Here is an 11408-nt window from a genome sequence, read left to right as displayed (position 1 = left end):
CCGCTATAGACTCCCAGGTCAGCAAGTGTCGGCCCCGCGCACGCGGGGATGGTCCTGGTCCGGTTCCACGTCGCCTACCGGAGAGAGTGTCGGCCCCGCGCACGCGGGGATGGTCCTTGACATGGCGGATGTTCCAGGACACGGCCAGGGTCGGCCCCGCGCACGCGGGGATGGTCCTCGGCCGTCGCGGTTGTCGAGGGTGAGGGTCATGTCGGCCCCGCGCACGCGGGGATGGTCCTTTTTGAAAGTGCGCACAGGCGCGGCCCATGTCGTCGGCCCCGCGCACGCGGGGATGGTCCGACGGTGCTCGGCCCGGCGACCGGGTCGACCACGTCGGCCCCGCGCACGCGGGGATGGTCCCCGGCCGCCCTTCATGGCCTGGCCGCGCTGCTCGTCGGCCCCGCGCACGCGGGGATGGTCCTTTCGTACGCCGTGAGCTTCACGTGATCACCTCGTCGGCCCCGCGCACGCGGGGATGGTCCGGCCGCCGCGGAGCGGCGGGACGCGACGGCGCGGTCGGCCCCGCGCACGCGGGGATGGTCCCCGGCGCAGCAGCTCGATGCCGCGCGTGAAGATGTCGGCCCCGCGCACGCGGGGATGGTCCGCTGATGGTGCCGCGGCGGCCGGTGTCGCGGTGGTCGGCCCCGCGCACGCGGGGATGGTCCCTACAGGACCACGGCCGCGCAGCAGCAGCGGGAGTCGGCCCCGCGCACGCGGGGATGGTCCTGTACGGCTCAACTTCCCCGGGCGTGCGCCCGTGTCGGCCCCGCGCACGCGGGGATGGTCCCGTCCGCCCCCTACAGCACCCGGTCCCCGCACGGTCGGCCCCGCGCACGCGGGGATGGTCCCGTCCACACGATGGGCCCGGTGGTGGCCAGGGGGTCGGCCCCGCGCACGCGGGGATGGTCCGACCTGGTCAGGACCTACCAGGGGCGCGGCACGGTCGGCCCCGCGCACGCGGGGATGGTCCGAGGTGCCTGACCGAAGGCTGTCTGCGAATGGGGTCGGCCCCGCGCACGCGGGGATGGTCCCTACTACTGGACCGAGGGCTACTCGTTCCTGAGGTCGGCCCCGCGCACGCGGGGATGGTCCCCCGCGCACCGCGGGGATGGTCCGGAGCCCCAAGCCGAGCTGCTCGCCGCGATCCTGTCGGCCCCGCGCACGCGGGGATGACGCCGGGTACCACTTGGACGCCCGCAGCACCCGCTCCAACTGAGGGGCGGGGTTGCCACCGGGCAACCTGTCGCTGGGCAAGGGGTGCGCTTCCAGGGCGGGTGTTAACGCCGTTCCCACCCGAGCGTTGCGCTCCCTTCTTGGCTGAGGAGTGTTAACGGCGTTCCCACTCCCCGCTTGCCCGACCTGACGCTCACGCGCTTCACCCGGGCCCGGGGCCGTTGCGCGAAGTGGGAAGCTCGGCGAGGGGGGCCTGGGAGGTGCCGATGCTGAGACTGCCTGAACACCTGCACCGTCTGCTCCGGCTGATGGGCAGGGTTGCCAGCTGGCAACTCGCTGCAGAGCAAGGCAAGGGTTCCGCGGTAGGTGTTAACGCCGTTCCCACCCCGCTGAGCTCACCCTGGCGTCGGACCACCGCTGCGCGAGAACTGGGATGCTCGGCGACGGCGGTACCCAGGAGGTGCTGATGCTCAGACCATCAGAGCAGCTGCACCGCCCGCACCGGCTGGTGGCCGAGGGCTGCCCGGCAAGCTGCCGCTGAGAGCAGAGCCACGGGTGTTAACGGCGTTTCCACCCGGCTGCGCCCGACCAGAGGGCCAGGCACTTCGCCCGGAGGCCAGAGCCGCTGCCGAGAGCGGGGCACTTCGGCCGGTTCACTCGGGGGCGCGTGCCTTCGGAGCGAGGAGGGCGGCCATCTTGTATGCGGCGTGCTGCTCCAGCTTGGTGGCGCCGCGGTCGTAGCGCTGGGTGGTGACGGGGGAGGCGTGGCCGAGTAGTTCCTGGACGTCCTCGACCGGCACGCCGGAGCCGAGCAGGAGAGTGGCGGCGGTGGCGCGCAGCACGTGGGGGGTGAGCGCGGTGGGGTCGAGGCCGGCGGCGCGGGCGGCGCGGCGTAGCGCGGTGGTCTGCCGCCAGCGGTCGAAGGGGCGGCCGTCCTCGCGGACGAGCAGCGGGTCTGCGGCGGTGCGGCCGACGGTCAGCGGACGCACCAGGGCGTGCACGCGGTCGGCCAGCGGAACCCGGATCTCCTTGCCGCCCTTGACGCGGAAGCGGATGACGGTGTGCCCGGCGTCGGTGCCGATCCGGCCGACGGTCAGCCCCTCCAGCTCGGCGGCGCGCAGTCCGGTGGTGACCAGCAGCGCGACGGCGGCGGCGTCGGCGGGATGCTCCGATGCGATGGTCTCCGCACCGGCCAACAGTGCCGCCGCTTCTTCCAGGGGACGCGCCGGTGTCCGGCCTTCCTTGGAGACCTCGGGGCGGTCGACGTGGGCGGCCGGGCTGGCCGGGATCACATGGCGGCGCACCGCGTACCGGTACAGCGACGACAGCGTGGACAGGCGGCGTGCCACGGTGGCGGCGCGCAGGGGGCGTCCGCCGCGGGTGAGTTCGGCGGCGGCGCCGGTGCCGGTGCCGAGTTCGTCGGCGTAGGCGACGAGCATGTCCTCGGTGACCTCCCACAGGCCGGTGCCGGGGGCGGCCAGGGCCAGCCAGCGCAGGAACGCCGCCGTGTCGGCCAGGCGGGCGCGGCGGGTGGCGGCCGTCTTGCCCGCGCGCAGCCAGGCCGCCACCGTCGGCCAGCTGGCGGACGGACCGGAGCGGGGGAGCCGGTCGATCAGGTCGACGTCGGCGCCTGCGACCTCGCCGCCGTCTCCTCGGCGTCGGCGCGGTCGCAGGCCGGGGATGTCGCCCACCGACACCAGCAGCGGCGCCGGCGGGGGAGCGGAGTGCAGGTGGGCGGGGTGGAGGCCGCCCGGTCGGCCGTCGGGAAGGCCCGGCGTCCCGGCGGGCGGGCGGGGGACCACGGCAGTGGGTTCCAGCGTCGGCGGCTCGTCATCCATGGCGGCTCCGGTCAGGGCTGTTGCCGAATCGTAGACGTGTCTGCGCCATCGGCGTCGGCGGCCGAGTGGGAACGGCGTTAACACCGGGGACGCGCTCCACCACCTCGGGTGGAAACGGCGTTAACACCTCACCGCGGGGATGCCCTCCACCGCGGCAGGGGTGGAAACGGCGTTAACACCCTCTGGTGCAGACGGGCTTGGGAACGGCGGCGGGCGGAAACGGTGTGACGGCTCGCCGCAGACGTGGCGCTCTACCAACGGGGTGGGAACGGCGTTAACACCGGAGACGTGCTCTATCGCTCCCGAGTGGGAACGCCGTTAACACCCTCCTGCACAGGTGGGTTCGAGGACAGTGGCAGGTGGGAAGGGTGTGACGGCCCGCCGCGGACGGAGCGCTCCCTCAGCCGAGTGGGAACGGCGTTAACACCATGCAGGCCGTCAGGGCCGGGCAAGTGGACGAGGGTGGGGGAGGGGCTTGCCTCCCCCACGTCCCGTCCGTTCGTGGTGGGCACGTCTCCGCACGGCATGAGGCTGTGCGGATCAGTGTTCCTGGACGAGCAGCTTCGCGAGCTCCTCGCACTGCTCGCGGGTGAGCCGGGACCGCAGCTCCCGGGCGATCGCCGCCACGTCCTCGCCGTCGGACGCGACCCGCGCCGAGGCGGAGCGTGCGGGGGCGCCCTCGGTGCGGGGCTTCGGGGTGGAAACGGCGTTAACACCCTCGGCCCCGCTCGCCGGTCCCTCATCCGCGGGCCGGGGCTTCTCCCGCTGCCGCGGTACGCGCGCCTGCCGGGCGGCCTTGGCGTCCTGGGCCGCCCCGGCCTGCTCCTCCTTCGGCAGCTTGCCGATCTTCCGCGCGTCCTCGACCGTCAGGTCGCCCGACTTCAGCTCCTCCTGCAGCTCGGGCGTGAGCTCCAGGAGCGCGAGGCGCTGGCTGACCCAGACGTTGGACTTGCCGATGCGCCGCGCCACCTGCCGCTGGGAGCCGTGCACCTCGACGAGCCTCGCCAGCGTGCGGGCCTCCTCCAGCGGGGTGAGGTCCTCGCGGTGCAGGTTGGCGATGAGCGCGGACTCCAGCATGTCCTCGGAGGAGCCGGCGAGCGCGTCGTTGACGTCGGCCCGCAGCTCGTCGAGGCCGGCGAGGCGGGCGGCCGCCAGGCGCCTGTTGCCGTCCAGCACCACGTACGCGGCGGAGCCGATCGCGTCCTCGGACCCGGGATGGGCCTGCAGGAAGGTCTTGCGCGTGACGACGGTGATCGGCTGGATCTGCCCGCGCGACAGCAGGCTGTCGGCGGTCTCCTGGATCTCTCCGACGTCGTTGCGCGGGTTGAACGGGTTGTGGGCCAGGTCGCCGATCGGGATCGTGCGCGGCGGCCCTTCCTGCGGGGGCGCGGCGGCGGCCGGCGCGGCCTCGCCGGTGGCGGTGGAGATGAGCTTGCCGCGCATGCTGCGGGTGCGGGTCGCGGCGGCGAAGGACGGCGAGTCTCCGAGCTGGTCGGCCTTGCTCACGCGATCTCCTTGGCGAGTTCCCGCATCACGGCCGCCTGCTCGCTCTTGGGCGCGTAGGCGAGCAGCGGCTGGTGCTTGCGCACGGCCTCGCGCTGCTCCTTCAGGTCGGGGATGACCGCGACGACCGGCGGGTCCCCGAGCTTCTCCCAGTTGGACAGGGACGAGGTGGCGATGAAGCCGCGGCGGGCGTCGTACAGGTTCACCACGATGCCCAGGTGGTCGATCTGGATCTGCAGGTCGTCCTGGAGGTCGGCGATCTGCTCCATCAGCATGCCGAAGGCGTCGGCGGAGCTGTCCTCGGCCTGCACCGGGATGAGGACGCCCGAGCTGCGCGGACGCTCGCCGTCGCGGCGCCGCCCGTAGTAGAGGCCGGCGTCCATCGCCAGGCCGAGGCTGGGCGGGCAGTCGATGATGATGACGTCGTAGTCGTCCTCCAGCGGCGCCAGCGCCCGCTCCAGCGCGGCCTCCCGCGCGCGGACCTGCGACAGCTTCACGTCCAGGAGGAAGCCGTCGGCGCAGGCGGGCAGCACGTGCAGGCGCCCGCCGAAGCCGTCCAGGCGGACGACCAGGTCGCGGATGTGGCCGAGGGGCTCGCCGGACATGTGGCGGGCCAGGCTGTCCTCGCCCGCGATGATGGGGGAGACCCCGAGCTGGTTGGTGAGGTGGCCCTGGGGGTCGTAGTCGACCACGAGGACGTTCTCGCCGCTCTCGGCGTACGCGGCGGCGATCCCCGCGGAGACGGCCGTCTTGCCGACGCCGCCCTTCTGGTTGCCGACGACCTTCCGGCGCGGCACCTGCCGGACCGCGGCCCGGGGGGAGGGGTTGCTGTCCAGCCAGAGGCTGACGGCCTGCGCCAGCCCCTGGACGTAGGAGACCCCGCGGGACGCGCAGGCGGGCTTGAAGTCGTCGTCGTACAGCCCCGGCGGGAGCCACGTGCTGAAGGACTCGGCACCGGACGTGTCGACCTCCGCCGGAGGCGTCTTGGCGGTCAGCCACGCGCGGATGCCCGCTTCGACCGCGTCCTGGATGTCCATTCGCAGCTCGGCGGCCCGGACCTTGAGGTCCTGCCGCAGCCAGGAGGGGAGCTTGGAGACGACCTTCTCCCGCTCCTCACGCTCGTTGTTTCCAGCCATGCGCGTTACCTTACTAACGTCTCATGATTCACTGCAGCAACACGCCGGTACCTAATCCCAAGGGATGGTCAAAGCGGTGTTAACGCCGTTCCCACTGGGCCGTCCCGGGCGGACGCGAGCGGGTGCGGTTCACCGCCGGAGCGGTCCAGGCTCGGCCGCATCTGGGAACGCTGCTCGTCCCGTCCATCGCCGCCTCTCCGGCGATTGGTCACCGCAGGTGGCCGCACCGCGGTGCGCCCGGCAACCGCACCGCAATGCGACCCCCGAGATCAACGAGGAGGCCGCGCACAGGATCTCGACGTCCGGGTGCCGTCGGGACGGTTCGGTGCGGGGCCAGGATCAGATCAGGTGGCGCCGCGCGGCCCACACCACCGCCTCGATCGGGGTGTCGACCTCAAGGCGGTCGCATATCTGGCGCAGGCGACGTCGTACGGTTCGAGCGGACATTTGGAGGTTGTCGGCGGCGTCCTCGGTGGTGGCACCGGAGGCGATCTGGGCCAGCAGCCGGAAGTCGTCTTCGGACAGGTCAGGTGCCTCTATCCTGCGTCGGGAACGGACGGATGGGAACGCGACGGGTTGCGCGGGCGCATCCTCGGCCGTTGGCGCGCTCGCGGCGGACCGTCCTGCATCTGTTCCGGTCGCCTGACTGTCGGCATCGTCCGGACGTTCCGAAGATGCCGAGGGCGGGGGAGTGGCGTCCACCAGCAGCCAGCCTTGCCCGACGATCCCCTTCACATGGAAGTGCACGGGCCGGAACTGGTCCATCCCGGCGGCGTCGGACGCGCCGCTGCGGGCATGCAGCGAACGGGACAGCATCATCACCAGGTGGGCGTCGGCATCGGCTATGGCCTGTCTCGCGACAGGGGCATCCAGCAGCCGACAGGCGAACATGATCGCTCCGCCGGACACCTCGTAGTCGTTGGCGCGGACCGTACCGGTGTGGAGGGCGACGCGCAGGCGCAACGCGGTCTCGGCGGTGCGCACCCGGTTGTGGGCGCGTAGCCGCGTGCGCAACTCGTCGACCAGCTTGGGGACCGCAGCGGGCTGAGGGCATTGCGGGAGCACTACCAGCGCCCCGTCGCCGCGGTCTTCGACATGCGCGCCGTCCAATCCCGCGCCGAGGCTGTGCTCGAAGGCCTGCTGAAGGAGGCGGTACATGGCTTCTCGCAGAGCCAGTTGGCCGTGCTCGGGACGATTCGCGAATTCGTGGATGTCGATAACCGCCACCAGGGCCTCCTGGTGGTCTGGCGGAGAGCTCGAACGCGAGAACGCCTGGGCGGCGTCCAGAGTCTCGCTGATCAGGCCGTCGTCGGGCCGGTCGCGCAGCCGGCGTGCACCGGTGGTCCCGAGGGCGGTGTGCTCCAGCAGGCTGAGCGCGCGCAGCACCTGGGCCAGCGTCCGGCGCGTGGACGGCTGGTTGACGATCTCATCCCACGGTGGCTGCTCGCGCCCGGCGTCGGCGGCCCGCTGCAGCCGCCGACTGATGGTGTCGGCGTCCAGGACCTCGGCACCCGCGGTCGCCTCGGCGATCAGCACATCCAGCGGAGTGGGGGCGTCGGAGGGAATGTGGTTGCGCAGCATCCTCCACAGCTTTACGACCTGCAGTTGACGGGCCTCCCGCGCTGGACGCGCCCCCGTACCCGGCGCAGGGGCGAACATGCGGGTGTCGTCGTCGGCGGTGCCGGTCGGGAGGTTCTGAGCGCCGACGTCGTCGCTGGTGCTGCCCATCATCGTTCCTCCCCGAGCACAGAGTCCCAGGCCGCGCTGCTCCTCAAGCGGCTGAGCCGGGTCCGCAGGGTCTTCTCGTTCATCCCCACGGCGGCGGCCGCCTCCTTGATCGTCTTGTCGGCCAGGATCAGCCGAGCGGCGGCGCGGGTCTGCGGGTTGGCGATCGCCTGCAGGATCTCCCGGCGGCGTGCCCGGTTCAACACCTGCCGACTCGTGGGGTCCTCCCACTGCCCCTCGGGCGCCGTCAATTCGTCTGCGTCATCGCCGTTCAGAAGGCCGACTCCGCCCGCCCTGTCCCAGGCGCGCTGCTCACGGGCCCAGCGGTCGTAGACGTTGGAGAACTGGAACAGGCAGGCGCCGATGAAGAAGGTGTTCAGGCCGGCGCCGCCCTGCGGGTCCCAGCGTCCGGCCGCCAGCACCTTGGTGATGAAGTACCCCAGGGCGCGGGCGACGGTCTCGCCGGCCAGTTCCTGCCGGTCCGCGCGGGTCCAGCGGCCGGGCCCGTACTCGACCAGGGCGATCGGACGGCCCTTGGCCTTGCATTCCGCGACGATCTGCCCGGTGCGCATCCAGCTCATCAGCACCGCCAGCGCGTACGCGGCCGTCTCGGCCATCCAGGTGTGCGTGACAGGTCCGTCGAAGCCCTCGGCGCGCATGGCCAGCACCAGCTGCTGCTCGTGCGTCCGGCGCCGGGCGCGTTCGGCGAGCGCCTTCTCCTGTTCGCTGGAGAAATCCTCCTCCTCCAGGTCGGCGGCGGCGACCTCGGCCTCCAGAGCCCGCAGCTGCCGTTCAGTGATCGCCAGACCGCCGCTGCCCGCGCCCGGCTCCGCCCCGGTGTCGGCCGGGGGTGTGGCCTGGTCCGGACGCTCGCCGTGTTGTATCCGGGGCGAGTCTGGCCGCGGCGGCTCCCCGGCCTCCTCGGCTCGCCCCATCGGCTCCTCCAGTTCGGGTCTGGCCTGGATGGCCGTACCTGCACGGGGTGTAGATGACGCCGCGGCGGGTTTGCTTCACCCGACTCGGATTTTTTCCGCGGCCAGATCGACTCGGTATGGATCACCCCCGGCTGAGGCAAACCCCGGGCGCGCCGATCTACAGCCGTCGGCGTACGGCACATCACAAGGCGCAGCCACGCACAGTTGGAGACGACCATCATGGCCATCACCCGACCGCCCCGCAGCACCCGCCGCCGACCTCGGCCACAGCCGGACACGTCCCCGGCCCCCGCGTCGCGTCTTGTGGCCGGTGGCCGCCGGTCGCCCGCCGGGACCGGCCGGACCGGCGCGGCGTCCCAGGGGACAGGGGGGCGGGCGTGGCCGTGGACGACGCTGCTGCTGGGCCTGGCCGCCTCGCCCACCGGCGCCGCCCTGGCCGTCTGGCAGCAGACCGGCGACGTGGGCCTCGCCTTCAAGGTCGCCGCCCTGGTCGCTGCTGTCGCCCTTCCCCTCGGCCTGGCGGTGGTGTTCCAGGACACCATTCAGACGTGGATTCGGCACCGCCCGGAGATGCGCCGTACCCGCGACGACGGCCGCGCCTTGCACGCCACCGCGAAGGCCGCCCTGGCGGGTCCCCATGACACCCCCGCCGTCGCCGCCCGCAAACGCGCCGATGCCCGCGCCTACGCACGCGAACGCGGCTGGACCAACCCCACCACCTTGGGCGACATGATGGCCATCACCCGCGACCAGGCCGCCTCCTCCAACCGCACCGATGACCCCGGCCGCTGACAGCCACCCCAGGCAGCGTCGTCCACCAGCCAGTACACCGAGTGCGACAGGACGTCCGCCAACGCGCAGGGGCAGACGGCGGACCAACAGGAGCGCAAACGACGGAAACGGACATGGCTCTTCGCCATACCGGTGGACCCGAGACGCGTTCTCCTGCAGGCTTCAACATGATGTTGAAGCCTGCAGGAAGGTGGCTCGCATGGCCGCACGGCGCCCGCTCGATCCGCCTCCCACTTCGGTCGAGGTTGAGCGGATCGTGGAGGAGGTCCACCGGCGACGCCTTGCCGAACACGACGATGACCTGCACCTTTGGTCGGACGCACCGGCTGACGTCATCACCTACGTGCTGGAGCACAGGCGCGTCCCGCGCCGCGTGCAGGTGGCCGACGCCCGCGCTGCGCTGCGGCTGATCCGGGCCCAGCGCGCCCGGCTGGACGAATTGGAATTGCGGGCGCTGGACATCTGCCGGCAGGACGGCGACCAGCAGGTGCCGTGGAGCGCCCTGGCCCGAGATCTGGGAGTGGCCACTCCGCAGGCCGCCGACCAGCGGCGCGACCGGCTCCGCGCCGCCGTCGCCGACCGCGCCCGCCGGACCGAGGAGTCGGCGGACGCCGAGCACGCCGAGCGGGCGTGGACGCTGCGCAACGGGGCCCGCATCCGGACCGCGGCCGCCGCACTGGTGCGCGCCTTCAACGACATCGCCGCAACGGGCAACGGCGAGGCCGTCGACATCATGGAGGACATCGAGGTCGCACTGGACGGCTACCAGGCCACCCATCGGCAGCACGCCGCGCTGGTGTACTACTTCGGCATGCTCGGCCGGGCGCTGGGGGAGAAGGCCGCCGACCTGCCCGCCGTCCGCACTGCGGTCACGCTGTACCGGGAGTTCGACGCCGTCACCGCATCAGACGACGTCGCATAGGAGGCGCAGACCGCCCAGCGCCCCCCTGGACAGCGGGCAGCCGATCGCCGCGATCACCTCGTCGGGCGGGTTGCCGTGGACCGGATCCCACTGCCGGCGCATGACCTGCTCCAGAACCCCGAGGTGGCGGCGCCCGTCCCTGGGCAGCAGGTCGATGTCGGCGGGGTGCAGATCGCACGGCTCACAGGACGTGTCCGTCGCCGCCCCGTTCTGCCAAAACGTCGACACAGCGGCGCACTCACAGCCGAAGACCGGTCGAGGGTTTGCAAATCCAACTAAATGAAAACTGGCTCTTGTTGGCATAGACTCCCAGGTCAGCAAGTGTCGGCCCCGCGCACGCGGGGATGGTCCGAGCAGCCCGCGTGACCTGTGGGCGCTCGCACCGTCGGCCCCGCGCACGCGGGGATGGTCCGCACACCCGCCAGCCGCTGGCAGGCGCCGAGCAGTCGGCCCCGCGCACGCGGGGATGGTCCCAGATCCTCGCCGCGATCGACCGGCCGGACGTCGTCGGCCCCGCGCACGCGGGGATGGTCCGCCGACGGTGGCGGCGACACCGTCCGCGTCACGGTCGGCCCCGCGCACGCGGGGATGGTCCGGGCGCGCCCGCGTCATGGACCCGCCCGACGACGTCGGCCCCGCGCACGCGGGGATGGTCCGTCTCGGTCATCACCCTGCGGCGCCAGTACAGGGTCGGCCCCGCGCACGCGGGGATGGTCCCCTGGCCGAGCAGGAGCGGACCGAGTGGTTTGAGTCGGCCCCGCGCACGCGGGGATGGTCCGCCGGGTGTTGATGAGCTGATCGCGGCCGTGTCGTCGGCCCCGCGCACGCGGGGATGGTCCGCGGGACGCGACGGCGCGCGGTGAGCGTGTGGACGTCGGCCCCGCGCACGCGGGGATGGTCCCAGGCGCGTGCACTGGCGGATCCGCCACGAGCGGTCGGCCCCGCGCACGCGGGGATGGTCCCTCCGCCGCGCGCAGATGCCGCGCCAGGGCATCGTCGGCCCCGCGCACGCGGGGATGGTCCCGCCGTCACCGCGTCCACCAGGCCCGGCCACGAGTCGGCCCCGCGCACGCGGGGATGGTCCCCCACCTGCGCGGCCAGTGGGCCAAGGCGGCAGGTCGGCCCCGCGCACGCGGGGATGGTCCCCCGAAGGTCCCTTGACCGGCAGTGGCCGGTGTGTCGGCCCCGCGCACGCGGGGATGGTCCCAGGCCGGTCGCTAGGCTGCGCGGGTGCGGTTGGTCGGCCCCGCGCACGCGGGGATGGTCCGACATGGCGCTGGCCGTAGACCCGATCGTGGCCGTCGGCCCACGCCGGGATGACCGCCGGGGCGACCGGCCGCATGCCCAGGTGCGGCACTTTGGGGGTGTCCGGTTCGGTGAGGGT

General features: G+C 72.8%; 8 protein-coding genes and 2 CRISPR repeat arrays. Of the genes, 2 read left to right on the top strand and 6 right to left on the bottom strand.

Features of this window, described 5'->3' with window-relative positions:
* Positions 1-27 precede the first annotated feature (27 nt).
* Positions 28-1176: direct repeats of the CRISPR family, unit length 28 nt; unit sequence GTCGGCCCCGCGCACGCGGGGATGGTCC.
* Positions 1177-1826: 650 nt separating this feature from the next.
* The 5 genes from ABD879_RS30165 to ABD879_RS30145 all read right to left on the bottom strand — a co-directional run bounded on the left by ABD879_RS30165 (position 1827) and on the right by ABD879_RS30145 (position 8310).
* A complete protein-coding gene (locus tag ABD879_RS30165; RefSeq protein ID WP_345025129.1) occupies positions 1827-3011 on the bottom strand; it encodes a tyrosine-type recombinase/integrase in 1185 nt (394 codons plus the stop codon).
* Between the two features lie 540 nt (positions 3012-3551).
* The gene (locus ABD879_RS30160; protein ID WP_345025128.1) at positions 3552-4517 is read right to left on the bottom strand and encodes a ParB/RepB/Spo0J family partition protein; all 966 of its coding nucleotides are present in this window, start codon (positions 4515-4517) and stop codon (positions 3552-3554) included.
* Entirely contained in the window at positions 4514-5650 is a 1137-nt protein-coding gene (locus tag ABD879_RS30155) for a ParA family protein (RefSeq protein WP_345025127.1), read from the bottom strand. Before ABD879_RS30155 ends, ABD879_RS30160 begins: the two co-directional genes overlap by 4 nt.
* Positions 5651-5989: 339 nt before the next feature.
* Positions 5990-7381, bottom strand: a complete 1392-nt coding sequence (locus tag ABD879_RS30150; protein WP_345025126.1) for a helix-turn-helix domain-containing protein — start codon at positions 7379-7381, stop codon at positions 5990-5992.
* Positions 7378-8310: an RNA polymerase sigma factor gene (locus tag ABD879_RS30145; RefSeq protein WP_345025125.1), complete on the bottom strand. Its 933-nt coding sequence runs from the start codon at positions 8308-8310 to the stop codon at positions 7378-7380. Before ABD879_RS30145 ends, ABD879_RS30150 begins: the two co-directional genes overlap by 4 nt.
* 303 nt (positions 8311-8613) lie before the next feature.
* Here ABD879_RS30145 and ABD879_RS30140 point away from each other — a divergent pair, with 303 nt between their 5' ends.
* Together ABD879_RS30140 and ABD879_RS30135 are read left to right on the top strand one after the other, a co-directional pair.
* Positions 8614-9102, top strand: a complete 489-nt coding sequence (locus ABD879_RS30140) for a hypothetical protein (RefSeq protein WP_345025123.1) — start codon at positions 8614-8616, stop codon at positions 9100-9102.
* A gap of 199 nt (positions 9103-9301) precedes the next feature.
* Positions 9302-10024: a hypothetical protein gene (locus ABD879_RS30135; protein WP_345025122.1), complete on the top strand. Its 723-nt coding sequence runs from the start codon at positions 9302-9304 to the stop codon at positions 10022-10024.
* On the opposite strand, the gene ABD879_RS30130 is transcribed toward ABD879_RS30135, so the two are convergent.
* A complete protein-coding gene (locus ABD879_RS30130; RefSeq protein WP_345025121.1) occupies positions 10007-10252 on the bottom strand; it encodes a hypothetical protein in 246 nt (81 codons plus the stop codon). The two genes, ABD879_RS30135 and ABD879_RS30130, sit on opposite strands and share 18 nt — an antisense overlap.
* Positions 10253-10347: 95 nt before the next feature.
* A CRISPR array of direct repeats spans positions 10348-11291; the repeat unit is 28 nt; unit sequence GTCGGCCCCGCGCACGCGGGGATGGTCC.
* Positions 11292-11408 lie beyond the last annotated feature (117 nt).

This window comes from Actinomadura keratinilytica (assembly GCF_039539665.1).
Classification (GTDB): Bacteria; Actinomycetota; Actinomycetes; order Streptosporangiales; family Streptosporangiaceae; genus Spirillospora; species Spirillospora keratinilytica.
This window is presented reverse-complemented; position numbering and strand designations above follow the sequence as displayed.

Coding starts and splice junctions, on each gene's coding strand:
- ABD879_RS30165 (WP_345025129.1), bottom strand. CDS start 3,011: ATGGATGACGAGCCGCCGACGCTGGAACCCACTGCCGTGGTCCCCCGC.
- ABD879_RS30155 (WP_345025127.1), bottom strand. CDS start 5,650: ATGGCTGGAAACAACGAGCGTGAGGAGCGGGAGAAGGTCGTCTCCAAG.
- ABD879_RS30150 (WP_345025126.1), bottom strand. CDS start 7,381: ATGATGGGCAGCACCAGCGACGACGTCGGCGCTCAGAACCTCCCGACC.
- ABD879_RS30145 (WP_345025125.1), bottom strand. CDS start 8,310: ATGGGGCGAGCCGAGGAGGCCGGGGAGCCGCCGCGGCCAGACTCGCCC.
- ABD879_RS30135 (WP_345025122.1), top strand. CDS start 9,302: ATGGCCGCACGGCGCCCGCTCGATCCGCCTCCCACTTCGGTCGAGGTT.